The 25,209-nt window shown below is 70.0% G+C and carries 24 protein-coding genes; 18 read left to right on the forward strand and 6 right to left on the reverse strand.

Going from position 1 to position 25,209, the window contains the following annotated elements; all coding sequences use genetic code 11:
* From E1294_RS39625 to E1294_RS39655, 7 genes are all read left to right on the forward strand, one after another.
* Window positions 1–1,025 (forward strand): molybdopterin-binding protein (locus tag E1294_RS39625; RefSeq protein WP_132516109.1); only part of this gene is annotated, 1,025 nt, incomplete at its 5' end.
* A 92-nt stretch (window positions 1,026–1,117) separates the two neighbouring features.
* Window positions 1,118–2,788, forward strand: coding sequence for a thiamine pyrophosphate-binding protein (locus tag E1294_RS39630; RefSeq protein WP_132516110.1), 1,671 nt, complete (start codon window positions 1,118–1,120; stop codon window positions 2,786–2,788).
* Between the two features lie 13 nt (window positions 2,789–2,801).
* Window positions 2,802–4,025, forward strand: a complete 1,224-nt coding sequence (gene frc, locus E1294_RS39635; protein WP_132516111.1) for a formyl-CoA transferase — start codon at window positions 2,802–2,804, stop codon at window positions 4,023–4,025.
* Entirely contained in the window at window positions 4,026–6,137 is a 2,112-nt protein-coding gene (locus tag E1294_RS39640) for an acetate--CoA ligase family protein (RefSeq protein ID WP_132516112.1), read from the forward strand. It abuts the gene before it with no gap.
* Window positions 6,138–6,309: 172 nt separating this feature from the next.
* A complete protein-coding gene (locus tag E1294_RS39645; protein ID WP_132516113.1) occupies window positions 6,310–7,716 on the forward strand; it encodes an Nramp family divalent metal transporter in 1,407 nt (468 codons plus the stop codon).
* Window positions 7,716–8,207, forward strand: coding sequence for a hypothetical protein (locus E1294_RS39650; RefSeq protein ID WP_132516114.1), 492 nt, complete (start codon window positions 7,716–7,718; stop codon window positions 8,205–8,207). The genes E1294_RS39645 and E1294_RS39650 overlap by 1 nt, the downstream gene beginning before the upstream one ends.
* The gene (locus E1294_RS39655; RefSeq protein ID WP_132516115.1) at window positions 8,204–9,181 is read left to right on the forward strand and encodes a TerC family protein; all 978 of its coding nucleotides are present in this window, start codon (window positions 8,204–8,206) and stop codon (window positions 9,179–9,181) included. Before E1294_RS39650 ends, E1294_RS39655 begins: the two co-directional genes overlap by 4 nt.
* Before the next feature lie 90 nt (window positions 9,182–9,271).
* Here the strand turns inward: E1294_RS39655 and E1294_RS39660 are convergent, their stop codons facing one another.
* From E1294_RS39660 to E1294_RS39670, 3 genes are all read right to left on the reverse strand, one after another.
* Window positions 9,272–9,454 (reverse strand): hypothetical protein, encoded by a 183-nt coding sequence (locus E1294_RS39660; RefSeq protein WP_132516116.1) that lies wholly within the window; start codon window positions 9,452–9,454, stop codon window positions 9,272–9,274.
* Window positions 9,455–9,638: 184 nt separating this feature from the next.
* Window positions 9,639–10,382, reverse strand: a complete 744-nt coding sequence (locus E1294_RS39665; protein WP_132516117.1) for a GntR family transcriptional regulator — start codon at window positions 10,380–10,382, stop codon at window positions 9,639–9,641.
* A gap of 86 nt (window positions 10,383–10,468) precedes the next feature.
* On the reverse strand, window positions 10,469–11,767 hold the full coding sequence (locus tag E1294_RS39670; protein ID WP_132516118.1) for an MFS transporter: 1,299 nt from the start codon (window positions 11,765–11,767) through the stop codon (window positions 10,469–10,471).
* An 89-nt stretch (window positions 11,768–11,856) separates the two neighbouring features.
* On the opposite strand from E1294_RS39670, the gene sucC reads away from it, so the two are divergent.
* From sucC to E1294_RS39690, 4 genes are read left to right on the forward strand one after another with little or no spacing between them, the layout of a single operon-like run.
* Window positions 11,857–12,987, forward strand: coding sequence for an ADP-forming succinate--CoA ligase subunit beta (gene sucC, locus E1294_RS39675; RefSeq protein WP_132516119.1), 1,131 nt, complete (start codon window positions 11,857–11,859; stop codon window positions 12,985–12,987).
* Window positions 12,987–13,862 carry a succinate--CoA ligase subunit alpha gene (gene sucD / locus E1294_RS39680; RefSeq protein ID WP_132516120.1) on the forward strand — a complete coding sequence of 292 codons (876 nt, stop codon included), beginning with the start codon at window positions 12,987–12,989 and terminating at the stop codon, window positions 13,860–13,862. Before sucC ends, sucD begins: the two co-directional genes overlap by 1 nt.
* Window positions 13,859–14,623, forward strand: coding sequence for a hydroxypyruvate isomerase family protein (locus E1294_RS39685; RefSeq protein ID WP_132516121.1), 765 nt, complete (start codon window positions 13,859–13,861; stop codon window positions 14,621–14,623). The genes sucD and E1294_RS39685 overlap by 4 nt, the downstream gene beginning before the upstream one ends.
* The gene (locus E1294_RS39690) at window positions 14,620–15,480 is read left to right on the forward strand and encodes an NAD(P)-dependent oxidoreductase (protein WP_132516122.1); all 861 of its coding nucleotides are present in this window, start codon (window positions 14,620–14,622) and stop codon (window positions 15,478–15,480) included. The genes E1294_RS39685 and E1294_RS39690 overlap by 4 nt, the downstream gene beginning before the upstream one ends.
* A gap of 14 nt (window positions 15,481–15,494) precedes the next feature.
* Here the strand turns inward: E1294_RS39690 and E1294_RS56515 are convergent, their stop codons facing one another.
* Complete coding sequence (locus E1294_RS56515) at window positions 15,495–15,731, reverse strand: transposase (RefSeq protein ID WP_132516123.1); 237 nt, start codon at window positions 15,729–15,731, stop codon at window positions 15,495–15,497.
* Window positions 15,732–15,953: 222 nt separating this feature from the next.
* Here E1294_RS56515 and gcl point away from each other — a divergent pair, with 222 nt between their 5' ends.
* Window positions 15,954–17,675 (forward strand): glyoxylate carboligase, encoded by a 1,722-nt coding sequence (gene gcl / locus E1294_RS39700; RefSeq protein ID WP_132516124.1) that lies wholly within the window; start codon window positions 15,954–15,956, stop codon window positions 17,673–17,675.
* 11 nt (window positions 17,676–17,686) lie between these two features.
* On the forward strand, window positions 17,687–19,216 hold the full coding sequence (locus E1294_RS39705; protein WP_132516125.1) for an aldehyde dehydrogenase family protein: 1,530 nt from the start codon (window positions 17,687–17,689) through the stop codon (window positions 19,214–19,216).
* A gap of 40 nt (window positions 19,217–19,256) precedes the next feature.
* Here the strand turns inward: E1294_RS39705 and E1294_RS39710 are convergent, their stop codons facing one another.
* Entirely contained in the window at window positions 19,257–19,661 is a 405-nt protein-coding gene (locus tag E1294_RS39710) for a DUF6703 family protein (protein WP_246083625.1), read from the reverse strand.
* Window positions 19,662–19,723: 62 nt separating this feature from the next.
* Here E1294_RS39710 and E1294_RS39715 point away from each other — a divergent pair, with 62 nt between their 5' ends.
* Together E1294_RS39715 and E1294_RS39720 are read left to right on the forward strand one after the other, a co-directional pair.
* Window positions 19,724–20,011: an antibiotic biosynthesis monooxygenase family protein gene (locus tag E1294_RS39715; protein WP_132516126.1), complete on the forward strand. Its 288-nt coding sequence runs from the start codon at window positions 19,724–19,726 to the stop codon at window positions 20,009–20,011.
* A gap of 93 nt (window positions 20,012–20,104) precedes the next feature.
* Complete coding sequence (locus tag E1294_RS39720; RefSeq protein ID WP_181958627.1) at window positions 20,105–21,490, forward strand: glycine--tRNA ligase; 1,386 nt, start codon at window positions 20,105–20,107, stop codon at window positions 21,488–21,490.
* 115 nt (window positions 21,491–21,605) lie between these two features.
* Here the strand turns inward: E1294_RS39720 and E1294_RS39725 are convergent, their stop codons facing one another.
* The gene (locus E1294_RS39725; protein WP_132516127.1) at window positions 21,606–22,883 is read right to left on the reverse strand and encodes an ATP-binding protein; all 1,278 of its coding nucleotides are present in this window, start codon (window positions 22,881–22,883) and stop codon (window positions 21,606–21,608) included.
* Window positions 22,884–23,152: 269 nt separating this feature from the next.
* Here E1294_RS39725 and E1294_RS53420 point away from each other — a divergent pair, with 269 nt between their 5' ends.
* The 3 genes from E1294_RS53420 to E1294_RS39735 form a co-directional block, all read left to right on the forward strand.
* Window positions 23,153–23,299 (forward strand): hypothetical protein, encoded by a 147-nt coding sequence (locus E1294_RS53420; protein WP_165974692.1) that lies wholly within the window; start codon window positions 23,153–23,155, stop codon window positions 23,297–23,299.
* Window positions 23,296–24,306, forward strand: coding sequence for an AAA family ATPase (locus E1294_RS39730; protein ID WP_132516128.1), 1,011 nt, complete (start codon window positions 23,296–23,298; stop codon window positions 24,304–24,306). Before E1294_RS53420 ends, E1294_RS39730 begins: the two co-directional genes overlap by 4 nt.
* The coding region (locus tag E1294_RS39735) for a DUF58 domain-containing protein (protein ID WP_132516129.1) at window positions 24,303–25,209 on the forward strand (907 nt) is incomplete at its 3' end. The genes E1294_RS39730 and E1294_RS39735, both read left to right, overlap by 4 nt.

The raw sequence follows: 25,209 nt of genomic DNA on the forward strand, positions 1-25,209 counted from the left end.
GGGGAGTGCTGCGGGCGGGGGAGGCGGTGGAGATCGCCACCGGCGCCCCTGCCCCGGCTGGGGCGGAGGCGGTGCTGCCCTACGAACACGCGATCGCGGCACCGCCTCCCGGACGTCCGGACGCCCACGCGGTCCTGGGCGTTCGCGCGGGAATTTCCGGGTGCCCGGAGGCGGAACCGGTGTGGGTGGGCGGCGCGGTCGAGGCCGGGCGGCACATCCGGCGGCGGGGCGAGGACATCGCCGAGGGCGCGGTCGTGCTCGGGGCGGGCGCCATGGTCACTCCCGCCGTGCTCGGGCTGGCCGCCTCGCTCGGCCACGACACCCTGAGGGTACGGCCGCAGATCCGGGTGACGGTCCTGGTCACCGGCGACGAGGTGGTGCACGAAGGGCTCCCCGCGCCAGGCCGGGTCCGCGACGCCATCGGGCCGTTCCTGCCCGGTCTCGTGGAGTGGGCGGGCGGCCGCGTCGTCGGCGCGACCCGCCTCCCCGACGGCCCCGGCGCCCTCCGGGCCACCCTCGCCGCGCCCCCCTTCACGACGGGGGCGGGTGGTGATGTGGCCGTCGTGTGCGGGGCGTCGTCGAAGGGTCCGGCCGACCACCTCAGGGGCGTGCTGGCCGAGCTCGGGGCGGAGCTCCTCGTCGACGGCGTGGCCGTGCGTCCGGGGCACCCGCAGATGCTGGCCCGCCTGCCGGGCGGCGGGCTCGTCGTGGGGCTGCCGGGCAACCCGTTCGCAGCCCTCGCCGCGGCGCTCACCCTGCTCGTCCCGATCGTACGCGAGACGGCGGGCGCATCGGCCGGCGCATCGGCCGGCAGGGAGACGAGCGCGCTCGCCGGGCCGGTCAGGGTGCACCCGAGGGACACGCGGCTGGTGCCGGTCAGGAGGTCCGGCCGCGGGGCCGTGCCCGTGGGACATGACCGGCCCGGTTCGTTGTGGGGCGCCGCGCTCGCGGATGCGCTGGCTGTGGTGCCTTCTGGGTGGTCCGGTGAGCAGGTCGAGCTGATCGAGTTGCCCCCAGGGGGCTAGACAGGCCGTTCAGGAGGGAGTAACCATTGCGTTCATACGGTATGCAGTATGCGGAAGACAGCGCGCTCCGTCCCCGGGAAAGGGTTTGAAGGATGTCGGAAACGATCTCTGGCGGTCATCTCGTAGCCAAGGCGCTCAAGGCCGAGGGCGTAGAAGTGATCTACACGCTCTGCGGCGGCCACATCATCGATATCTATGACGGCTGCGTCGATGAGGGCATCGAGGTCATAGACGTACGCCACGAGCAGGTAGCCGCGCACGCCGCGGACGGCTACGCCCGCATCACCGGCAAGCCCGGCTGCGCGGTGGTCACCGCGGGACCGGGCACGACCGACGCGGTCACCGGCGTGGCCAACGCCTTCCGCGCCGAGAGCCCCATGTTGCTCATCGGCGGCCAGGGGGCTCTGAGCCAGCACAAGATGGGCTCACTCCAGGACCTGCCGCACGTGGACATGATGGCCCCCATCACCAAGTTCGCGGCCACGGTGCCCAGCACGGAACGGGTGGCCGACATCGTGTCCATGGCCTTCCGCGAGTGCTACCACGGTGCTCCCGGCCCGTCGTTCCTGGAGATCCCGCGCGACGTGCTCGACGCGAAGGTCCCGGTCGAGAAGGCGCGGATCCCGGAGACGGGACGCTACCGGGCCTCCACCCGCCAGGCCGGCGACCCGGAGGCGATCGAGCGGCTCGCCGACCTGCTGGCGCACGCGGAGAAGCCGTGCATCCTGCTCGGGAGCCAGGTGTGGACGTGCCGGGCGACGGACGCGGCGACCGACTTCGTCAGGTCGCTCAACGTGCCCGCGTACATGAACGGGTCCGGCCGCGGCACGCTCGCGCCAGGCGACCCGCACCACTTCCAGCTCAGCCGCAGGTACGCCTTCACCGAGGCCGACCTGATCATCATCGTCGGCACCCCGTTCGACTTCAGGATGGGTTACGGCAAGCGCCTGTCGCCGAGCGCGACCGTCGTCCAGATCGACCTCGACTACCGCACCGTCGGCAAGAACCGGGACATCGATCTGGGCATCGTCGGCGACGCCGGCCTCATCCTCTCCGCCGCGGCCCAGGCGGCGAGCGGCCGCATCGGGGACGCCGCCGCCAAGCGCAAGGCGTGGCTAGAGGAGCTGCGCACGGTCGAGACCCAGGCGTACGAGAAGCGCCTGCCCCGCCAGCACTCCGACGCCCAGCCCATCGACCCCTACCGCCTCGTCCACGAGATCAACGAGTTCCTCACCGAGGACACCATCTACATCGGCGACGGCGGCGACATCGTCACCTTCTCCGGCCAGGTCGTGCAGCCGAAGTCGCCCGGCCACTGGATGGACCCGGGACCGCTCGGCACGCTCGGCGTCGGCACCGCCTTCGCGATGGCGGCCAAGCAGGCGCGGCGGGACAAGGAGGTGCTGTGCCTGTTCGGCGACGGCGCCTTCAGCCTGACCGGCTGGGACTTCGAGACGATGGTCCGCTTCGACCTGCCGTTCATCGGGGTCATCGGCAACAACTCCTCGATGAACCAGATCAGGTACGGCCAGGCCGCCAAGTACGGCGAGGACCGCGCACGCGTGGGCAACACCCTCGGCGACATCCGCTACGGCGAGTTCGCCAAGCTCCTCGGCGGCCACGGCGAGGAGGTCCGGGACCCGGCCGACATCCGTCCCGCGCTGGAGCGGGCCAGGGAGTCGGGCAAGCCCTCACTGATCAACGTATGGGTCGATCCGGAGGTCTACGCCCCCGGAACGATGAACCAGACCATGTACAAGTAGGGGAAACAGCGACATGAAGGCTCTCGAAGGTGTCCGCGTCCTCGACATGACTCATGTCCAGTCGGGCCCGTCCGCGACCCAGATGCTCGCGTGGCTGGGCGCGGACGTGGTCAAGCTGGAAGCACCCAAAGGCGACATCACCCGACAGCAGCTCCGTGACGTGCCAGACGTCGACAGCCTCTATTTCACGATGCTCAACTGCAACAAGCGCAGCATCACCCTCAACATGAAGAGCGAGCGCGGCAAGGAGCTGTTCACCGAGCTGGTGAAGAGCGCGGACGTCCTGGTGGAGAACTTCGGGCCGGGCGCGGTCGACCGCATGGGCTTCACCTGGGAACGCCTCCAGGAGCTCAACCCCCGCCTCATCTACGCCTCGATCAAGGGCTTCGGCTCCGGCCGGTACGCCAAGTTCAAGGCGTACGAGGTGATCGCCCAGGCGATGGGCGGCTCGATGAGCACCACCGGATTCGAGGAGGGCCCGCCGCTGGCCACCGGGGCGCAGATCGGCGACTCGGGCACCGGCATCCACGCGGTCGCCGGCATCCTGGCGGCCCTCTACCAGCGCCAGCAGACCCAGCGCGGCCAGCGTGTTCAGGTGGCCATGCAGCACGCCGTGCTGAACCTGTGCCGGGTCAAGCTGCGCGACCAGCAGCGGTTGGCGCACGGCCCGCTGCGCGAATATCCCAACAGGACGTTCGGCGACGAGGTGCCCCGCTCGGGCAACGCCAGCGGCGGCGGCCAGCCGGGCTGGGCGGTGCGCTGCGCTCCTGGAGGCCCCAACGACTACATCTACGTGATCGTGCAGCCGGTCGGCTGGGAGCCGATCGCGAACATCATCGGCCGTCCCGAGCTGGCGGGCGACCCCGAGTGGGCGACGCCGGAGGCGCGGCTGACCAAGCTGGACAAGATGTTCCAGCTCATCGAGGAGTGGACGATCCGCCACGACAAGTGGACGGTGCTCGACCGGCTCAACGGCGCCAACGTCCCTTGCGGGCCGATCCTGTCGACCAAGGAGCTGGTGGAGGACGAGAGCCTGCGCGAGGAGGGCATCGTCGTCAAGGTCGACCACCCGGAGCGCGGTGAGTTCGTGACGGTCGGCAGCCCGCTGCAGTTGTCGGACTCGCCGGTGGACGTCGTCACCCCGCCCTTGCTCGGCGAGCACAACCAGGACATCTACGGCGAGCTCGGCATCAGCGCGGACGAGCTGGGCGAACTCAAGACGAACGGAGTCATCTAAGTGGTCAGGGAAGTCATCGACAAGGCGCTCGCCGAAGGGCGCACGGCTCTGACGGCGCCCGAGGGGCGCAGGCTGTGCGAGGAGTACGGCATCGCGACCCCGGGCGAGGGGCTGGCCACGTCGGCCGCGGAGGCGGCGGAGATCGCCGAGAAGATCGGGCTCCCGGTCGTCCTCAAGATCGTCTCGCCCGACATCCTGCACAAGACGGACGCCGGCGGCGTGCTGGTCGGCCTGAAGAGCGCCGACGAGGTGCGGGAGGGCTACGACACGATCCTGGCCAGCGCCCGCGCCTACAACCCCGACGCGAAGATCGACGGCATCCAGGTGCAGCAGCTGGTCAGCGGCGGCCACGAGGTCATCGTCGGCGCCGTCACCGATCCCACGTTCGGCAAGGTCGTCGCCTTCGGACTTGGCGGTGTCCTGGTCGAAGTTTTGCAGGACGTTACCTTTAGGCTTGCCCCGCTTTCGGGTGAAGATGCCTTTGGGATGCTGGACGACATCAGGGCGGCAGAAGTCCTCCGTGGTGCTCGCGGTGCCGAACCCGCCAACCGGGAGGCGCTAGCGGGCCTGATCGAACGGGTCGGCCGGCTGGTCTCCGACTTCCCCGAGATCATCGAGGTCGACCTCAACCCCGTCTTCGCCGACGCGAACGGCGCGGTCGCCGCCGACGTGCGCATCCTCATCGGGGAGAAGCCCGCCGAGGTCACCCGGCTGCCGCGCGAGGAGATCCTCCGGCAGATGACGCGGATCTTCAAGCCGCGCTCGGTCGCGGTGATCGGCGCCTCCGCGGAGACCGGCAAGATCGGCAACTCCGTCATGCGCAACCTCATCAACGGCGGCTACCAGGGGCAGATCCTGCCGATCAACCCCAAGGCCGACGAGATCATGGGGCTGCCCGCGTACAAGAGCATCTCCGACGTTCCCGGCGACGTGGACGTGGCCGTGTTCGCCATCCCCGCCAAGTTCGTCGCGGCGGCGCTGGAAGAGACCGGGAAGAAGGGCGTGGCGGGCGCCGTCATGATCCCGTCGGGGTTCGCCGAGACGGGCAACGTCGAGGGCCAGCAGGAGATCGTCGAGATCGCGCGCAGGCACGGCGTGCGCATGCTGGGCCCCAACATCTACGGCTACTACTACACGCCGGAGAACCTCTGCGCGACGTTCTGCACGCCGTACGACGTCAAGGGCAGCGTGGCGCTGACCTCGCAGAGCGGCGGCATCGGCATGGCCATCCTGGGCTTCAGCCGTACCACCAAGATGGGCGTCTCCGCCATCGTCGGCGTCGGCAACAAGGCCGACGTGGACGAGGACGACCTGCTCACCTTCTTCGAGCAGGACGACAACACCAAGGCCGTGGCCATGCACCTGGAGGACCTCAAAGACGGGCGCGGCTTCGTCGACGCCGCCCGCCGCGTGGTCAAGGAGAAGCCGGTCATCGTGCTCAAGGCGGGACGCACCGCGATGGGCGCGCGGGCGGCCGGCTCGCACACCGGGGCCCTGGCCGGCGACGACAAGGTCTACGACGACATCCTCCGGCAGGCCGGGGTGGTGCGCGCGCCGGGCCTCAACGACATGCTGGAGTACGCCCGCGCACTGCCGATCCTGCCCGCGCCCAAGGGCGAGAACGTCGTCATCATCACCGGGGCGGGCGGCTCGGGCGTGCTGCTCTCCGACGCCATCGTCGACGCCGGGCTGACGCTCATGGACATCCCGCCCGACCTGGACGAGGCCTTCCGCGCCTACATCCCGCCCTTCGGGGCGGCGGGCAACCCCATCGACATCACCGGCGGCGAACCGCCATCGACGTACGAGAACACGGTCCGCCTCGGCCTGGCCGACGAGCGCATCCACGCGCTCGTCCTGGGCTACTGGCACACGATCGTGACGCCGCCGATGGTCTTCGCCGAGCTCATCGCCCGCGTCGTGGCGGAGGAGCGGCAGAAGGGCAACGTCAAGCCGGTCGTGGCGTCGCTCGCGGGGGACACCGAAGTTGAGGAGGCCAGCGAGTACCTGTTCGAGCATGGCGTCGTCGCGTACCCGTACACGACAGAGAAGCCCGTGGCGGTCCTCGGTGCGAAGTACCGCTGGGCCAGGGCTGCCGGGCTGCTGCGCTAGAGCCGATTGATCGCACAGCAGCCAGGCGAGGGGGCCATTCGGGGCAGCAGCGCAGAAAGGCAACAACCCCCCAGGAGGTCCGTAGGTGGACACATCGAACACACCACCGGCGGCGGAAACCGCGCCACCGGTAGAGGACGAACGAGTATGGAAAGCGGGCCGGCTAGAGCCGATGCCCATCAGGAAACTCCCCGACGCGCCTCCCTCGGTGCACATTCTCGGGCCGACGGTCTTCCTCGTCGCCCTGGGCGTGGGCATGGGCGAGTCGTACATGTGGCCCCGCCTGGTGCTGCTGTTCGGGCCGGAGATCCGATGGTTGTTCCTGATCGGCGTCACCCTGCAGGCCGTGGTGATGCTGGAGATGGCGCGTTACGCCATGGCCACGGGGGAGAGCATCTTCTCCGGTGCGGCCCGGGTGTTCAAGCCGCTGATGTGGTTCTTCTTCATCGTCGCCATGGCCGTCTACATCTGGCCGGGACACCTGTCGGCGGGAGCGGCGGCGTTCGAGGAGATCACCGGGATACCCTGGGTGGTGACCGCGGTCGCCGGGTTGCTCCTCGTGGGCGTGATCTTCAGCCTGGCCAAGGTGATCTACAACGTGCTGGAGAACGTGCTGTCGCTGCTCATCGGCGCGCTCGTGCTCGGCACGGCCGTGGTCGCCGCCATGGTCGGCACCTGGAGCGACGTGGTCGCCACGATCAGCGGCATGTTCGCCTTCGGCTACCTGCCGCCGGAGGCCATGAGCGCGGCCTGGTTCCCGGTGATCGTCGGGGCGTGCGCGTTCGCCGGCCCGTCGGGCATGCAGCAGATGTGGTACACGCTGCACCTGCGTGACTCCGGCGCCGGCATGGGCGCGCACATGCCGAAGGTCCGCGGGCTGCGGCACGCGGGCGAGCAGGAGGCGATGCCCGCGCGCGGGTTCATGTTCGACACCGACGACCCGGCGGAGATGGCCAAGTGGAAGGGTTGGCGGCGCTGGGTCACCTTCGACGCACTCCTGCTGTTCTGGGGCATCACCATGCTGGTCACGATCTCCTTCACGGTGATCGCCCAGTCGGCGGTGCGGCAGAACCCGGGCGTGCGCGACGTGATCGCAGGCGATGACCGGGAGGTGGCGCTCACCGCGATGGCGGACGCGGTCTCCTCCGCGGGCAGCTCGGTGCTCGGGGTGGTCTTCCTCGGGTTCATCGCGCTCATCGGCCTGAACGCGACGCTCGGGTTGTTCGACTCCTTCTCCAGAGGTCAGGCTGACATGACGTACAACTTCGTGCCTGGCGCGAAGAAGGTTCGCATGTCGCACCTGTACGCGATCTTCCTCTGGGGCGTGATCATCTTCGGCATCCTGATCCTGCTGTTCGGCCCGGCCGACGGACCCAGCGGGATCCTGGACACGCTGGCGTTCCTGTCGACGTTCGCGATGGGCGCGTACTGCGTGACCCTGCTCCTGGTGAACAACCGCATGTTGCCCAAACCGATCCGGCCCAAGTGGTGGACCAACGTGATCATCGGGCTCGGCGCGGTGTTCTACCTGGGGATGCTGTTCTACAGCCTGTTCGCCTTCGGCGTGGTCGTGAACTGATGATCGGACGGCACAGCCTCGAACTCGCCCTGCCAGGGGCGTCGATCGGAGCCGTCGCCGGTGCCATGGCCGGTGGGCTGACCCTCCTCGCGGGGCAGCCCACCGGGATGGCCGCGCTGTCGGCCCTCGCGCTCGCCGTGCCGCTCGGCCTCTTCGGCGGGCTGTACGGCGTGCTCCTGGGCCACGGCGTGTTCCGGCCCGGGACCTTCGGGCCCGTCGGACTGTTCTGGATGGCGGCCTTCCCCGTGTCCCGGCTCGTGCAGGAGAGCGTGGCCGGGGTCGGCATGGCCGACGGCGTGCTGCCGTTCCTGGCGTACCAGGCGATGGTGGCGCTCGGCTTCGCGATCGGCTTCGTCTGGCTGCACGAGCGGCTCATGCCGCACTGGCTCATGCGCCGGGCCGGCGCGAACCCTGAGGCCAAGGCGCTGTTCGGTGAGTACATCAAGCACGCGCAGGCCATGCAGTCGGCCAGGAAGGGGTCGCGTCGATGAACCTGCCCGTCTGGGTCTGGCTGGTCACGATCGGCGGGTTCTGCATCGTGCTCGCGTTCGACTTCTACCTCGTCGCCCGCAATCCGCACGAACCCTCCTTCAGGGAATGTGTGGCCTGGGTGTCGTTCTACGTGGGTCTGGCCGTGGCCTTCGGCGCCGGCCTGCTCCTGTTGTCGGGCCCCGCGCACGGCGGGGAGTTCTTCGCCGGGTGGATCACCGAGTATTCGCTCAGCGTGGACAACCTCTTCGTCTTCCTGCTGATCATGAGCCGATTCCAGGTGCCGCGTCAGTATCGCCAGAAGGTGCTGCTCATCGGCATCATCCTGGCGCTGATGATGCGCGGCGCCTTCATCGCGGCCGGCGCTGAGGCGGTCTCCAGGTTCGACTGGCTCTTCTACGTCTTCGGCGCGTTCCTCGTCTACACCGCGTGGAAACTGATCGGCCACGAGGACGACGACGCGGAATTCTCCGAGAACATCGCCCTGCGCACGGTGCGCCGGGTGCTCCCGACCACGGACACCTATCACGGCGCCCGGCTCACTGTGCATCTGGGCCGCAGGATGGTCACCCCGATGCTGATCGTGATGGTCGCCATCGGGACGACCGACCTGTTGTTCGCACTCGACTCCATCCCGGCCATCTTCGGGCTCACCAAGGAGCCCTATCTGGTGTTCACCGCCAACGCCTTCGCCCTCATGGGGCTGCGGCAGCTCTTCTTCCTCATCGGCGGGCTGCTCGACCGGCTCGTCTACCTGAGCAAGGGGCTGTCGGTGGTGCTGGCCTTCATCGGGGTGAAGCTGATCCTCGAGGCCCTGCACCACGACGGCGTGTCGTGGGCGCCGGAGATCCCGATCATGGTCTCTCTCGGCGTCATCCTCGGCACCCTGGCGGTGACCACGGTGCTGAGCCTCATCAAGTCGGCTCGCGACGCCAAGGCGAAGGAGGTGGTGGAGCCGGAACCCGCCGATCGCTGACGCACCTCGAACCGGGGCCGCGCGCGGGGGCGATTGCGCCCCTGCCGCGGCTCGGCGGCATGCTCACAGCGACGTGCTCAAGGGGCCTGCTCAGGGACGGGGACTCTTGCGTACGTCGTGCTCGGCGGTCCACTGGCGCAGGTAGCGCTCCGCGTCGTCGGCGGAGCAGTGCTTCCTGAGCGCCGTGCTGAGGCCGAGGCCGAGCACCCGGCCGTCGGCCGAATGGCCCGCGGGATCACCAAGGAGAAAGCGGATCAGCGCCTTCACGGTCATGCACCTCCCATCTCTGCTACGCATCCTCTGCCCGAGGTGTTACGCAGCATGTCGTCTTCTGTGAACGTCAGATCACCCCGCGGCCCATCCCCGCAGGTCACCCCGCGAAGGATCCGCGCAGGTCGTTCTGGACGCTCCACGCGGGGGCCACGCGGGTCACCTCCGCGCGGGTCTTCGCGCGCCGTCAGCCCGCGGACGGAGTGCGCGGGCGGCGCCGGCGCACCGGCTTGGGCGCGGGCTCCGCGGGCTCGCCCTCCCGCTGCTCCATGTAGGAGGCGCGGGTGTGCTCGGTGTGGTCGCGCATGATCTTCGCGGCGCGGCGCTCGTCGCCCGCCTCGATGGCGTCGATCAGCGAGGTGTGCTCGTCCCACGAGGCCATGCCGCGCTGGCGGGCCACCGGCGTGTGATACCACCGCACGCGCCTGGCCACCTGGGCGGCCAGCTCCGCGAGGACCTTGTTGCCCGACAGATCGGTCACCAGGGCGTGCAGCTCGGAGTTGGTGGCCACGGCCGCGTCGACGTCGTCGGACTGCACCGCGGCGATGCCGCGGGCGCACAACGCGCGCAGCCGTTTCACGCCGTCCTCGCCGGCGTGCCCGGCGGCCAGCCGGGCCGACTCGGTTTCGAGCAGCGTGCGGACGGCCAGCAGCTGGTCGGCCTCCTCAAGTGTCGGGACGTGCACGAACGCCCCCTGACCCGGATGCAGATCGACCCAGCCCTCGCCGCTGAGCTGCTGCAGCGCCTCGCGGACCGGCTGCCGGGAGACCCCGAGCAGCTCGGCCAGCTCGCTCTCCACGAGGTGCTGGCCGGGCTTGAGCTGGCCGGAGACGATGAGCTCTTGGATAGCCTCTATGACGCTCTCCCGGAGCGTGGCGGGACGGGGAATCTTCGCGGCCGCCGTCTGACCGGCCTGATCCGACAGCAACATGGGCACGACTCCAGGGCTGAGCTAAAAGTTTTTGGTCGACTGCCTACAGCATACCGGCCAGGGGTTGTCCATGGTCGTGAGTCTCATCACAGCGGGATCGTCGCGGGCAGGCCGGGAATGCGCAGGCGCGGCGCGGCCAGCGCGGGCAGCGCGGCCAGGGCGGCGGCGGTCAGCAGCGCGGCGCCCGGAGCGGTCAGGGCGGCCATGGCCAGGGCCACGGCGCCGACGCCTGCCAGGGCCTTGGCGCTGTAGATGACGGCGTGGATCTCGCCGGCGCGCTCGGTGCCGAAGAACTCGCGCACCAGGCTGGCGAGCAGCGGGTAGAAGGCGCCACCGCCCAGCCCGGCCGCGATCGCGCCGAGCCAGAGCAGGCCGGCGCTGACGTTCGCCTGCGCCGGCGAGCCGCCCACGTGCGCGCCGCCGGCGGCCAGCAGCACCTGGCCGATCGCGAGCGCGCCCAGCACGGCGGCCAGCACCCGCCTGCGGCCGAACAGCTCCGAGCAGCGCATGGCCACCGACCTGCTGGCCCCGTTCAGCGCCACCATGAGGGCCACCGCGCCCCACGTCCCCGTGCCCGCGACCACGATCACGTCGAAGACCGACACGGCGCCCGCGCACGTCAGGATCAGTGCGAGCGCGGGCAGCGTCCGCGTGCGCAGCGCCTGGGCGAGCAGGAACTGCTTGGCCGCCTCCGGGGTGACGCGCAACCGCGCCGCGTCGAGGGCGTGCGTGCGCGGGTCGACGTCGTCGGGCCACCACAGGGCCGGGGGCAGCCGGAGGTGTCGGGCCGCCGCCCCGATGACCGCGAGCGCGACGGCCGCGGCGGTCAGGAAGGCGGCCGGCGTGGCGCCGGGGGCGATCCCGGCCCAGACCAGCAGGGGTACCGCCCCGTACCCGAAGGCGCCGGTGATCAGGCCGACCCGGGCGGCGGGCCGTTCCGGGAACCAGGAGGAGACGACCTCGCCACAGACGCCGTAGACCAGGCCCGCGCCCAGCCCGCCGAGCAGCCCGTAGCCGGTGAGAGCGACCAGGTTCACGGAGCCCAGGGCACCGCCCGCGAGCGCGGTCGTGGCATCTCCGGCCGTGAGTGCCGCCGTGACGAGGCCGAGCCCGCTCAGCGCCGCTCCGAGCGCCAGGCTCGCGCGTACGCTGAGGCGCCCGCGCCGCACCAGGTGAAGGGCGGGCAGCGCGCCCGCCGCCTGGCAGGCGATCCAGATGGCCAGCAGGGTCGGCTCTTTCTGGGCGAGCAGCGCGGCGTAGCCGTACTGCAGCGGGCTGATCGCGGCCATGGCGGCCCAGGACAGCCAGAACATGCGCTTGCGGTCGGCGGGGACGGGCCCGGGAAGGTACGAGCGGCCGCGCCAGTCTCGAACTGCATTCTCCATACTGTATGGAATATCCAGTAGGCGGAGCCCTGTCGAGACCCTAGACGAGGGATATTCCATACGGTATACCGTCTACAAAGGAGGCTCGAATGGACCTGTACGAATACCAGGCGAAGGAGCTCTTCGGGCGTCACGGGATCCCGGTCCCCGCCGGCAGGGTCGCCACCACCCCCGAGCAGGCCGGCGCGATCGCGGCCGAGCTGAACGCGCCCGTTGTCATCAAGGCCCAGGTGAAGACCGGAGGACGCGGCAAGGCGGGCGGCATCAGGACCGCGGCGGGGCCGGTCACCGCGGAGGTGGAGGCCGACCGCGTCCTCGGCATGGACATCAAGGGGCACGTCGCGCGCAGCGTGCTGGTCGAGACCGCGACCGTGCCGTTCGAGGAGTACTACGCGGCCTTCCTGGTCGACCGGGCCGAGGGCGGGTTCCTGGCCATGGTGTCGAGTCAGGGCGGCGTGGAGATCGAAGAGCTCGCCGCCACCGACCCCGACGCGCTGGTGAAGCTCCCTGTCGACCCGGTGGCCGGAGTGGACGCGGAGACCGCGCGGGCGCTCGCCGCCAAGGCGGGCCTGCCCGAGCAGGCGGCCGAGACGCTGGAGAAGCTGTGGCGGGTGCTGGTCGCCGAGGACGCCCTGCTGGTCGAGGTGAACCCGCTGATCTGCACCACCGACCAGCGGATCGTGGCGCTCGACGGCAAGGTGACCCTCGACGACAACTCCGCCTTCCGGCACTCCTGGGAACAGGATGAACACGCGGACGGCCTGGAGGCCCGCGCCCGGGCCAAGGGACTGAACTACGTCAAACTCGACGGCGAGGTCGGCGTGATCGGCAACGGCGCGGGCCTGGTCATGAGCACGCTCGATGTGGTCGCCGGAGCGGGGGCCGCCCCCGCCAACTTCCTGGACATCGGCGGCGGCGCGTCCGCCAAGGTCATGGCCGACGGGCTGGAGATCATCCTGGACGACCCCGGCGTGCGCTCGGTGCTGGTCAACGTCTTCGGCGGCATCACCGCCTGCGACGCGGTGGCGAACGGCATCGTCACCGCACTCGAACTTCTCGGCGAACGCGGCCACGGCAGGCCCATCGTCGTACGGCTGGACGGCAACAACGCCGAGGTGGGCCGGCGCATCCTGAGCGACGCCAGGCACCCGGCCGTCCGCCAGGTCTCGACCATGGACGGCGCCGCCGAGACGGCGGCCAGGCTCGCGGGAGGCGCGTGATGGCGATCTTTCTGACCAAGGACAGCCGGGTGCTCGTGCAGGGCATGACGGGCGCTGAGGGCAGTAGGCACACGGCCCGCATGCTCGCCGCGGGCACCGACATCGTGGCCGGGGTGACACCCGGAAAGGGCGGGCGCTCGGTGGACTTCGGCGAGCGGACGGTGCCCGTGTTCGGCTCCGTGGCCGAGGCGATGACCGAGACGGGGGCCGACGTCTCGGTGGTGTTCGTGCCGCCCCGGTTCACCGGCTCGGCCGTGGAGGAGGCCGTCGAGGCGGGCATCCCGCTGTGCGTGGTCATCACCGAGGGCGTCCCCGTGCACGACGCCGTACGTTTCCGCGCCCTGGCGAGCGGCCGCACCAGGATCATCGGGCCCAACTGCCCCGGCCTGATCAGCCCCGGCCAGTCCTCCGCCGGCATCATCCCCGCCGACATCACCTCCGCCGGGCGCATCGGGCTGGTCTCCAAGTCGGGCACGCTGACGTACCAGCTGATGTACGAGCTGCGCGACCTCGGCTTCTCCACCGCCGTCGGCATCGGCGGCGACCCGGTCGTCGGCACGACCCACATCGACTGCCTCCAGGCGTTCCAGGAGGACCCGGGCACCGACGCCATCGTCATGATCGGCGAGATCGGCGGCGACGCCGAGGAGCGGGCCGCCGCCTACATCGCCGCGAACGTCACCAAGCCCGTGGTCGCCTACGTCGCCGGCTTCACCGCGCCGGAGGGCAAGACCATGGGGCACGCGGGCGCGATCGTGTCCGGATCGTCCGGCACCGCCCAGGCCAAGAAGGAGGCCCTGGAGGCCGTCGGCGTCCGTGTCGGCCGCACCCCCTCGGAAACGGCCCGTCTCCTCCGCGCCGGAGTGTTGTCGTGAAATTCACCGTCAACCTGTCCATTCTCTTCACCGATCTGCCGCTGCTGGAACGTCCGGCCGCGGCGGCCAAGGCGGGGTTCGACGCCGTGGAGATGTGGTGGCCGTTCGACGGCCCCGATCCCGGAGGCGCGGAGCTGGGGGCGCTGCGGCAGGCCGTCGAGGACGCAGGGGTGCGCCTCACCGGGCTCAACTTCGACGCAGGGAACATGGCGGGGGGCGATCGCGGCCTGCTGGCCAGGCCCGGCGACTCGGCGAGGTTCCTGGCGAACATCGACGTCACGGTCCGGCTGGCGGGCGAGCTGGGCTGCGGGGTGCTCAACGCCCTGTACGGCAACGGCCCCGGCACCGACAGGGACCTGGCCGTGGCGAACCTGAGGAGGGCGGCGGACGCGGCGGCGGAGATCGGCGCGACCGTGGTCGTCGAAGCCCTCAACTCCCACGAGAACCCGAAATATCCGATCACGTCGTCGCAGGCGGCGTTCGAGTTGATCGACGAGGTCGACAGGGACAACGTGGCCTTCCTGGCCGACCTCTACCACCTGCACCGGATGGGCGAGGACGTGCTCGCGCTCATCGACAGGCACGCGGGACGCTTCGGCCACGTGCAGATCGCCGACGACCCCGGCAGGGGACGGCCGGGCAGCGGGCGCATGCCGTACCAGGAGATCTTCGCGCGGCTGGAAGCCGCCGGCTATCGCGGCCACGTCGGCCTGGAGTACCGGCACGAGGGGCCGGGCGCATTCGACTGGAGGCGCGCATGAACATCGGCTTCGTAGGACTGGGCATCATGGGCAGCCCCATGGCCGCCAACCTCGTCAAGGCAGGGCACGCCGTGACCGGGTACGACGTCAGCGCCGAGCGGGTCGAGCAACTCGCCGGGCTGGGCGGCAAGGGCGCGGCCGGCGTGGTCGACGCGGTCGCCGGCGCGGACGTCGTGATCACGATGCTGCCCGACTCGCCGCAGGTGGAGGAGGTCGCGCCACTGGTCGTCGAGTACGGCAAACCGAACCTGCTCTACATCGACATGAGCACCATCAAACCGGAAACCTCCCGCCGGGTGGCGCGCCAGGCGGCGGCCGCCGGGGTGCGGGCGCTGGACGCCCCGGTCAGCGGTGGCGAACGCGGCGCGATCGACGGCACCCTGTCGATCATGGTGGGCGGCGACGCCGAGGACGTCGCGGCGGCCGGGCCGGTGCTGGGCAGCCTCGGCACGACCGTGGTGCACGTCGGCCCCGCTGGCGCGGGCCAGACCGTCAAGGCGGCCAACCAGCTCGTCGTCGGCGGCGTGTACGGGCTCGTGTCGGAGGCCATCGTGCTGCTGGAGGCCTCGGGCGTGGACCCGTCCGCCGGCCTGGACGTGCTCGCGGCGGGCCTGGCGGGCTCCAGGATCCTCGACCTCAAGCGCCACACCATGGTCAAGCGGGAGTTCGCCCCGGGGTTCCGCATCGACCTGCACCACAAGGACATGGGCATCGCCGTCGCCGCGGCCCGCGAGGCCGGGGTCAGCCTGCCCCTCACCGGGCAGGTCGCCCAGCTCATGGCGGCGGCCAGGGCGCAGGGCCACGGCTCGCTCGACCATTCAGCCCTGCTCAAAGTGATCGAAAGGCTGAATGGTTGACTTCCTCCCCACGGCTAGAGCCGGGGGATTCCAACCTTCGCAGGTTGGGGTTCCTGCTTTACCGGCGACTGCACCCGGTTGCCCGGCCCGACGTCACCTCCACAGGGGGACACGGAACGACCTGCCGCCAGGACGTTCTTGGCGGCGTTGACGTCCCGGTCGTGCCGGGTGCCGCCCAGCCGGGTGGAGGTCTTGTGCCGGAAGTCCCCCCGGGACGCGTGGACGCCGGAGGTGACCGCGAAGTCCTTCACCCCGAGATCGACCCCGGCGGCGGACCCCGTCGGCGGTGCCTGCCCGGGGTCGCGCGAACGCCCGCTGCCGGATGCGCGGCAACTGCTGCAACGGCACCGACGACACCTCGTTCAGCCACGCGAACGCCTGTACAGCGTACTGGCGTGCATGGCGCCGCTCCGCGGCATGTTCGCTTTCCTCCCCGGGACTGAAGCCCGGGGTCTCCAGCGAAGGAGGAACCAATGAATCGCATTCCATGCATGGAGGCCGTGGTCGCGGTGCTGGAGTCGGAGGGCGTGGACACCGTCTTCGGCATCCCCGGCGCGGCCATCCTGCCGCTCTACGCAGCGCTCCAGAACAGCTCGATCCGGCACATCACGGTACGCCACGAGGAGGGAGGCACCCACGCCGCCGACGGCTGGGCCAGGGTGACGGGGAACGCCGGCGTCTGCATCGGCACGTCGGGCCCCGCCGGCACCAACATGATCACCGGTCTCTACACGGCGATGGCCGACTCGATCCCGATGATCTGCGTCACCGGCCAGGCCGCCACGTCGAAGCTGCACCAGGAGGCGTTCCAGGCGGTCGACATCGTGGAGATCGCCCGGCCGGTGACCAAGTGGGCGGTGCAGCTCAAGGAGCCCGCCCAGGCGCCGTGGGTGTTCCGCGAGGCGTTCAGGATCGCCAGGTCGGGACGGCCGGGGCCGGTGCTCATCGACCTGCCGATCGACGTCCAGCGCGGCACCTGCCTGTACGACCGCGACGTGGACGCGCCGCTGCCCGTCGAGGCGCCGCGCCCGCTGCCGAGGGCCGTGCGCAAGGCCATGGACCTCCTGGCGGAGGCCAAGCGCCCCGTCATCCTGGCCGGCGGCGGCGTGATCATCGCCGACGCCTGCGACGAGCTGCGCGCGCTGGCCGAGCACCTCCAGGTGCCGGTGCAGGTGACGCTCATGGGCAAGGGCGCCTTCCCCGAGGACCACCCGCTGTTCGCCGGGATGCCGGGCATCCAGACCCAGACGCGGTGGGGCAACGCCGCGTTCCTGGACAGCGACCTGGTGCTGGCCGTCGGCGCCCGCTTCGGCGACCGGCACACCGGCGACCTCGACGTCTACCGCCGGGGACGGAAGTTCGTGCACGTCGACATCGAGCCGATGCAGCTCGGCCGGGTCTTCGAGCCCGACCTGGGGATCGTCGGCCACGCCAAGCCGGTGCTCGCCGACCTGCTGGCCGAGGCGCGCGGGCGGAGCGGGCCGAAGGAGCCGGGCAAGTGGGTGCGCAAGGTCTCCGACCTGCGCCGTACGATGCACCGCCGCGACGACTTCGACGACGTGCCGATCAAGCCGCCCAGGGTGTTCAAGGAGATCAACGAGTATTTCGGCAGGGACACCACGTTCGTCACCGCCATCGGGCTCTACCAGATCTGGTCGGGCCAGTTCCAGACGACCTACCTGCCGCGTCGCTACCTGGTCTGCGGGCAGGCGGGGCCGCTGGGCTGGGAGGTGCCCGCGGCCATGGGCGTCAAGTGCGCGCATCCCGAGCGGCAGGTGGTGGCCGTCGTGGGCGACTACTCCTTCCAGTTCCTGATGGAGGAGGTCGCGGTGGCCGCCCAGTACCGCATCCCCTTCGTCATCGTGATGATCAACAACGAGTACCTGGGACTCATCCGGCAGGCGGAGATCCCGTACGACATGAACTTCGCCGTGGATCTGCACTACGGGGAGGGCGGCATCGACCATGTCAAGGCCATGGAGGCGTTCGGCTGCCCGGCGCGCCGCGTGGAGCTGCCGGGTGACCTGCCCGGCGCGCTGGCGTGGGCGTCGTCCGAGTCCGCGCGCGAGCGGCTTCCGGTGCTGGTGGAGGTGATGGTCGAACGCGAGGCCAACGCCGCCATGGGTCCCTCGCTCGACGCGGTCAAGGAGTTCGAGCCGCTGCCCGAGCTCATCACCGCCGACTGGTCCGACTGAGAGGAGCTCTCATGCAGCTCAAACCGGGTACGGCCTGGCAGGACGCCTACGACCGATGTCACACGGCGGCTCCCGAGGCCTTCCACGACGACCGCGTGCTGAACCACTGGGGCGGCATGTGGCACCGCGACGGGCGCCCCGTGCCGGGGTTCTCGCCGCTGGACGGCACGGCCATCGCCGGGCTGCCCCGGCTCGACCGGGCCGGCGCGGGACGGGCGGTGGCCGGGGCCATCGAAGAACACCACCGGTGGCGGTACCTGCCGATGGCCGAGCGCAAGGCGATGGTCGCGGCGGCCGTGGAGTCCATGGCCGCCCACCGTGACCTGCTGGCCCTGCTGCTGGTCTGGGAGATCGGCAAGCCGTGGAAGACGGCCTGCGCCGATGTGGACCGCTGCCTGGACGGCGTGCGCTGGTATCTCGACGAGATCGACCGCATGGTGGCGGGACGCACGCCGCTGCCGGGACCGGTCAGCAACATCGCGAGCTGGAACTATCCGATGAGCGTGCTCATGCATGCCATGCTCGTGCAGGCGCTGGCCGGCAACGCGGTGATCGCCAAGACGCCCACGGACGGCGGGCTGTGCTGTCTCACCCTGGCATGCGCGCTGGCCGTGCGGGAAGGGCTGCCGTTCACGCTGGTCAGCGGGGGAGGGGCCGAGCTGTCGCCGGTGCTGGTGGCAGGGCGCGCGCTGGGCTGCGTGTCGTTCGTGGGCGGCAGGGACGCGGGCGGCAAGGTGGCGACCTCGCTGGCCGACCTCGGGCGCCGGCATGTGCTGGAGCAGGAGGGGCTGAACTGCTGGGGCGTGTGGGAGTACGGCGACTGGGATCTGCTCACGAGGCAGATCCGGGCGTCGTTCGACTACGGCAAGCAGCGGTGCACGGCCTATCCGCGGTTCGTGGTGCAGCGGTCGGCGTTCCACGAGTTCCTGGGCGCGTACGTGTCGGCCGTGGGGTCGCTGCGCTTCGGCCACCCGCTCGCGGTCGCCGAGCCGGACGACCCGCTGCCGGAGCTGGCCTTCGGCCCGCTGATCAACGCCTCGAAGGCCAAGGAGCTGGCCGACCAGGTGGACGAGGCCGTGGCGCGGGGCGGCGTGCCGATCCACCGCGCGGCCATCGAGTCCGGACATTTCCTTCCTGGGCAGGATATTTCCGCGTACTTTGCCCCGACCGCGATCCTCAACCCGCCGCCCTCCTCGCCCCTGCACCACGCCGAGCCGTTCGGCCCCGTCGACACGATCGTCCTGGTGGACACGGAGGCCGAGCTGCTGGCCGCCATGAACGCCAGCAACGGCGCGCTCGTCGCCACCCTCTCCTGCGACGACGAGGAGACCTTCCACCGCCTCGCCCCCGAGGTGCGGGCGTTCAAGGCGGGTCACAACAAGCCGCGCTCGCGCGGAGACCGCGAGGAGTTGTTCGGCGGGCTCGGCGCGTCGTGGCGCGGCGCGTTCGTCGGCGGCGAACTGCTGGTGCGCGCCGCCACGAGCGGCCCCGACAACGAACGCCTGCCGGGCAACTTCCCGCACTACACGCTCCTGCCCTGAGGCGATCCCTCAGAAGGCCCCTGGTCAGAGGGCCCCTTGGTCAGAAGGCGCCGAAGCGGGTCGCCGCGAGCAGGACGAGAAAGGTCAGCATGGCGACCCGCAGCAGCTTCCCGCCGGCCCTCAGTGACGGCCACGACAGATAGGCCAGCCACCCGATGAACGCGATCACCGGCAGGACGGCGACACCGCCCAGGGGATTGGTCACGGCGAACCCGGCCAGCAGCAGGACCACCAGCACGACCGGAGCCACCCACCGGGGCACCTGCGTGAACAGGAACGTCATCGGCACGGCGCTGCGCTGCTCGACGACCTTGCGCGGGCCGGTCGCGCCCGGCGTGAAGAACTGCTCGCCCTGCGGGATCGGGCGCTTGCCACCTCGCTGGTCGGCGCGCTGGTCGCCGCGCTTGCTGTCGCGCTTGCTTCCGCGCTCACTGTCAGGGGCCACGGGAAGAGCCTACGCGTGTCGCGCGGGCGCGGCGCTCCGGAACGGGCCTCTAGGCTGGTCGCGTGCTCGCCGTGATCCGATACACCGTTCCAGAGTCCCAGTCGCAAGACTTCGTCAAACAGGGCCACGCCATCCTCGACCTGCTCGCCACCCAGCCGGGCTATCAGCGCGGCCGGCTGGCCCGCTCGGTCGACGAGCCCAACCTGTGGGCCCTGGTGAGCGAGTGGGAGGGCGCCGGTTTCTACCGCAGAGCGCTTTCCGCCGCCCGGATGGCGATGTATCCATTGATGATTCTCATGGTCAACGAACCCAGCGCATATGAGGACGTCCACGTTCGGGACGGTGCGTAACAATACTCGCGCGCGAGAGCGTTCGAGCGTCCCCTAAGCTGGGATCTCACCAATTTCACTCGCCGACCTCCAGCCGGAAAGAGAACCAACCACATGGCACGACGCACCGACGTCATGGACACCATCGTCAGCCTCGCCAAGCGCCGCGGGCTCGTCTACCCGTCGAGCGAGATCTACGGCGGACTGCGCGCGTCGTGGGACTACGGTCCACTGGGTGTCGAGCTGAAGAACAACGTCAAGCGGCAGTGGTGGCTGTCGATGGTCCAGTCGCGCGACGACGTGGTGGGCCTCGACTCCTGCGTCATCCTGGCGCCCGAGGTGTGGCGGGCCAGTGGCCACGTCGACACCTTCACCGACCCGCTGACCGAGTGCCTGTCCTGTCACAAGCGCTTCAGGGCCGACCACCTCATCGAGGCCTACGAAGAGAAGAACGGCAAGACGCCCGAGGGCGGCCTGGCCGACATCACCTGCCCCAACTGCGGCAACAAGGGCACCTTCACCGAGCCCCGGCAGTTCAGCGGCCTGCTCAAGACCTACCTCGGACCGGTCGAGGACGAGTCGGGCCTGGCCTACCTTAGGCCCGAGACCGCGCAGGGCATCTTCATCAACTACCTCAACGTGCAGCAGTCGGCGCGCAAGAAGATCCCGTTCGGCATCGGCCAGATCGGCAAGTCGTTCCGCAACGAGATCACGCCGGGCAACTTCATCTTCCGCACCCGCGAGTTCGAGCAGATGGAGATGGAGTTCTTCGTCAAGCCCGGCACCGACGAGGAGTGGCACCAATACTGGATCGACGAGCGTTTCCGGTGGTATTCCGACCTCGGCATCAACAAGGACAACCTGCGCCTCTACGAGCACCCGCAGGAAAAGTTGTCCCACTACGCCAAGCGCACCGTCGACGTCGAATACCGCTTCAACTTCGTCGGCTCCGAGTGGGGTGAGCTGGAGGGCATCGCCAACCGCACCGACTTCGACCTCACCTCCCACGCCAAGGCGTCCGGCGCCGACCTCAGCTTCTTCGAGCAGGACAGCGGGGAGCGCTACGTCCCCTACGTCATCGAGCCGGCCGCCGGTGTCGACCGCGCCGCGCTGACGTTCCTGATCGACGCCTACAGCGAGGACGAAGCACCCAACGCCAAGGGCGTCATGGAGAAGCGCACGGTCATGCGGCTCGACCACCGGCTCGCCCCGGTCAAGGCCGCGGTGCTGCCGCTCTCGCGCAACGCCGACCTGTCGCCGAAGGCGCGCGACCTGGCCGCGCAGTTGCGCCGCCGGTGGAACGTCGAGTTCGACGACGCGGGCGCGATCGGCCGCCGCTACCGCCGCCAGGACGAGATCGGCACGCCGTTCTGCATCACGGTCGACTTCGACACCCTCGAGGACAACGCGGTGACCATCCGCGAGCGTGACTCCATGGCCCAGGAGCGCATCTCCATCGACGGCGTCGACGCCTACCTGCGCCAGCACCTCAACGACTGATCGCGCCGTTTCCGTCAGGGGCCGCCCGCCGTCGTCCGGTGGGCGGCTCACGATGCTTGCGCGAGGGCCGTCCACCGGATGGCGGCAGGGCATCGGCTGATCCTCGCAGGGGCGCCTACCATGAGGTCGGCAACGGGGTCCACAGCCGATCAGCGGGCATGACGAAAAGCCTCTCGTCGTGTCTGAAGGACTGCTGACCGAGATTGATCAGGACCCCGCCTGCGAAGGCGCCGCCGAGCCGGTCCCTGAGCAGGCGGAGACCGCGGAAGTCGGCTTCTTCGACCGAAGATTTCGCCTTGACCTCGACACCGATGACCTCGCCTTCGCCTGACTCGATGACCAGGTCCACCTCTCGCTGGTCACGGGTGCGGAAGTGGCCGAACTCCACCACCGACTCGGCCCAGCCCGCTTGCTTGATCAACTCGTTGACCACGAAGGTCTCCACCACCTTGCCGAACTCGGTCAGCGTGGCTGGGTCACGTCTGTTCAGCTTGCGCTGACTGATGCCGAGCAGGTGTGCGGCCAACCCGCTGTCGACCAGATGGATCTTCGGTGACCTGCCTACTTTGCTGCTCAAGGTGCGACCGTAGGAGTCGAGCCGATGTGCGAGGAAAACCGACTCCAGCAGCGTGATGTAGTCACCGACCAGTCTCTGGTCGAGACCCACGTGCTGCGCGATGTCCGCGGCGTTGACGACACTTGCCGTACGCGCCGCGAGATGACGCAGGATGAGCGGCAGAACGTGGCGCTGCCTGACTTTCCTGATCTCCAGCACGTCCCGGTCGATCACCATGTCCACGAAATCTCTGAACCAGTGGCCGCGTTCCGCGTCAGACAGGTCCAGCACCATCGGAAATCCGCCGGTGAGAATCATGCGCTCGTAATCGGCGCGCGTGGTCTTCGAGGGGATGGCCGTCACCAAGCTGCCGGGGTCGGCGAACATCGCGTCGAGGAACGTCTCTTTGTGCCCCGTGAGCTCGCCCTGCGACAACGGCCACACCGTCATGATGTGCGCGCGCCCCGTGAGCGCCTGCCCAAGCCGTGGTAGCGCGCTGTAGCGCGTGGAGCCGGTGAGGATGTATCGGCCGGGTCGCAGGTCGACGTTGAGCTCCGCCTTGATGGCGGAGAGGATCTCCGGCACGTGCTGGAACTCGTCGATGCAGACCGGCTCCAGCGGGCCCGCGGCGAAATGTGTCGGGTCTTGGGCGACCTGCCGGCGGACGGGCGGGCTGTCCAGATCGATGACGGGAACCTGGTGCTTGCGGGCGCACGTGTTGAGCAGTGTGCTTTTGCCGATCGTTCGAGGGCCGGTCAGGACGATGACCGGTCGCGTGGCAAGGTGATGCCGGATCATCTCGATCAGGTGCCGTGGGACAAGTGCTTCCTGATCCATCACCCCTCCTGATGTCAGCATCGTCCGCCGGACAATATCAGAACTGTCCCCTCTTGTAGGCGGGAATTGTCCCGTGTTATGTCTCGGGAATGTCGCCTGGGATCTTCCGGCGGGCCCTCGGGGCCTTGCGTCGCGTCGAAGAGGGGACGGAGGCAACGACACCGGAGACCGAAAAATCGTGTAAAGGCGGGGGTTACGCCGGTTTTCGCGGTTGCCTGATGGCATGCCCTCTAAGCCGATAAAAGGCCATACGAGGGACGAGGGTAACCATGCGTACATCACGTTTCGCTCTTGTGCTGCTCGCCGCGGGCGCGGTGCTCATGACGGGGAGCGCAGCGTTCGCCGAACCGGAGCCGACCGCGCTGGAGCTGCGGCTGGTCGTTGACGACTGCCCCGACAAGGTCGTGCAGCCATGACCGACCCGGCACTGCTCGAACGCGCGCTGTTCGAGGTCAAGCGGGTGATCGTCGGCCAGGACCACATGGTCGAGCGGCTGATCGTGGCGGTCATCGCCAAGGGGCACTGCCTGCTCGAAGGCGTGCCGGGCATCGCCAAGACGCTGGCCGCCGAGACCACGGCGAGCGTGGTCGGAGGGACGTTCGCCCGCATCCAGTTCACGCCCGACCTGGTGCCGTCCGACATCATCGGCACGCGGATCTACCGGCCATCGACCGAGTCGTTCGACATCGAGCTGGGCCCCGTCATGGTCAACCTGCTGCTCGCCGACGAGATCAACCGGGCGCCCGCCAAGGTGCAGTCGGCCCTGCTGGAGATCATGGCCGAGCGGCAGGTCAGCATCGGCGGCGTCACCCACGAGGTGCCGAGGCCGTTCCTGGTGCTGGCCACCCAGAACCCCATCGAGTCCGAAGGCGTCTACCACCTGCCCGAGGCGCAGCGCGACCGCTTCCTCATGAAAATCGACGTGGGCTATCCCAGCGAATCGGAGGAGCTGGCGATCGTCTACCGCATGAGCGTGGACCCGCCCGCGCCGCACGCCGTCCTCGACCCGGCCCAGGTCCTCGCGCTCCAGCGGCGGGCCGAGGAGGTCTTCGTGCACCACGCGGTCGCCGAGTACGCCGTCCGCCTCGTCTACGCCACCCGCGACCCCGACCGGTACGGGGTGCAGGACGTGCGGCGGCTGCTGGCGTTCGGGGCCAGCCCCAGGGCCACGCTCGGGCTGCTGGCGGCCGCCCGGGCGCTGGCGCTCCTGCGGGGGCGCGACTACGTGCTGCCGGAGGACGTGCGCGACCTGGCGCACGACGTGATGGCGCACCGGCTGGTGCTCTCCTTCGACGCGCTGGCCGACGGGGTCGTGCCCCGGCAGATCGTGGACCGGGTGCTGGCCGCCGTGCCGTTGCCCGTCATCGCGCCCCAACAGGAGTCGATGCACCAGGAAACGGTGCGGCAGGACGCGGTGGCATGAAGCCGTACCTGATCGCCGAGCCCGCGCTGCGCAGGCTTGAGCTGACGATCACCAGGAGGCTGGATGGACTGCTCCAGGGCGAACACCTCGGGCTGGTGCCAGGTCCCGGGAGCGAGCCCGCGGAGTCGCGGCCGTACCAGCCGGGGGACGACGTGCGGCGGATGGACTGGAACGTCACCGCCCGCACGAACGAGCCCCACGTGCGAGATCTGGTCGCCGACCGGGAGCTGGAGATCTGGGCCCTGCTCGACGCCACCGCGAGCATGGACTTCGGGACCGCCGCGCTGGAGAAGCGGGAGCTGGCCCTGTCCGCGCTGGCGGCGGTCGGCTTCCTCACCCAGCGGACCGGCAACCGGATCGGCACCCACCTGCTGCACGGCGGCGGCGTCAGGACGCTGCCCGCCAGGACGGGCCGGCCGCACCTGATGGCGCTGCTGCAGGCGGCGTTCGCGCTGCCGCGGACCCCGCCCGGCGTTGCGGAACCGCTGCTCGGCGTGGCGGCCGAACAGCTCAGCCGGGTCGTACGGCGGCGCGGTCTCGTCGTGGTCGTGTCCGACTACCTGGACACGCCGGAGACCTGGGAGCCGCCGCTGCGCAGGCTCACCGCCAGACACCAGGTGCTGGCCGTGGAGGTGGTCGACCCGCGCGAGCTGACGCTGCCGGACGTGGGGATCCTCACGCTGATCGACCCGGAGACGGGACGGCGGCGGGAGGTCGCCACCGGCAACGCCCGGCTGCGCCGCCGGTACGCGGAGGCGGCGGCCGGGCAGCGCGACGCCATCACGCAGGCGCTGCGCCGGGCGGGAGCCACCCACCTGCGGCTGCGTACGGACCGGGACTGGGTGCGGGACCTGGTCCAGCACGTCATACGGCAGCGCCGCCTGGCGGCGCTCGCCCCGAGCC

Origin of the sequence: Nonomuraea diastatica (assembly GCF_004349015.1) — a bacterium.
In the GTDB taxonomy this organism is placed as follows: domain Bacteria; phylum Actinomycetota; class Actinomycetes; order Streptosporangiales; family Streptosporangiaceae; genus Nonomuraea; species Nonomuraea diastatica.

What these genes read in the sequence shown, in the direction of transcription:
- E1294_RS39730 (WP_132516128.1), top strand. Translation starts at nt 23,296, where the DNA reads ATGACCGACCCGGCACTGCTCGAACGCGCGCTGTTCGAGGTCAAGCGG.
- frc (WP_132516111.1), top strand. Translation starts at nt 2,802, where the DNA reads ATGAAGGCTCTCGAAGGTGTCCGCGTCCTCGACATGACTCATGTCCAG.
- E1294_RS39670 (WP_132516118.1), bottom strand. Translation starts at nt 11,767, where the DNA reads ATGGAGAATGCAGTTCGAGACTGGCGCGGCCGCTCGTACCTTCCCGGG.
- E1294_RS39645 (WP_132516113.1), top strand. Translation starts at nt 6,310, where the DNA reads ATGCCCATCAGGAAACTCCCCGACGCGCCTCCCTCGGTGCACATTCTC.
- E1294_RS39660 (WP_132516116.1), bottom strand. Translation starts at nt 9,454, where the DNA reads ATGACCGTGAAGGCGCTGATCCGCTTTCTCCTTGGTGATCCCGCGGGC.
- E1294_RS39665 (WP_132516117.1), bottom strand. Translation starts at nt 10,382, where the DNA reads ATGTTGCTGTCGGATCAGGCCGGTCAGACGGCGGCCGCGAAGATTCCC.
- sucD (WP_132516120.1), top strand. Translation starts at nt 12,987, where the DNA reads ATGGCGATCTTTCTGACCAAGGACAGCCGGGTGCTCGTGCAGGGCATG.
- E1294_RS39705 (WP_132516125.1), top strand. Translation starts at nt 17,687, where the DNA reads ATGCAGCTCAAACCGGGTACGGCCTGGCAGGACGCCTACGACCGATGT.
- E1294_RS39650 (WP_132516114.1), top strand. Translation starts at nt 7,716, where the DNA reads ATGATCGGACGGCACAGCCTCGAACTCGCCCTGCCAGGGGCGTCGATC.
- sucC (WP_132516119.1), top strand. Translation starts at nt 11,857, where the DNA reads ATGGACCTGTACGAATACCAGGCGAAGGAGCTCTTCGGGCGTCACGGG.
- E1294_RS39725 (WP_132516127.1), bottom strand. Translation starts at nt 22,883, where the DNA reads ATGGATCAGGAAGCACTTGTCCCACGGCACCTGATCGAGATGATCCGG.
- E1294_RS39655 (WP_132516115.1), top strand. Translation starts at nt 8,204, where the DNA reads ATGAACCTGCCCGTCTGGGTCTGGCTGGTCACGATCGGCGGGTTCTGC.
- gcl (WP_132516124.1), top strand. Translation starts at nt 15,954, where the DNA reads ATGAATCGCATTCCATGCATGGAGGCCGTGGTCGCGGTGCTGGAGTCG.
- E1294_RS53420 (WP_165974692.1), top strand. Translation starts at nt 23,153, where the DNA reads ATGCGTACATCACGTTTCGCTCTTGTGCTGCTCGCCGCGGGCGCGGTG.
- E1294_RS39690 (WP_132516122.1), top strand. Translation starts at nt 14,620, where the DNA reads ATGAACATCGGCTTCGTAGGACTGGGCATCATGGGCAGCCCCATGGCC.
- E1294_RS39720 (WP_181958627.1), top strand. Translation starts at nt 20,105, where the DNA reads ATGGCACGACGCACCGACGTCATGGACACCATCGTCAGCCTCGCCAAG.
- E1294_RS39630 (WP_132516110.1), top strand. Translation starts at nt 1,118, where the DNA reads ATGTCGGAAACGATCTCTGGCGGTCATCTCGTAGCCAAGGCGCTCAAG.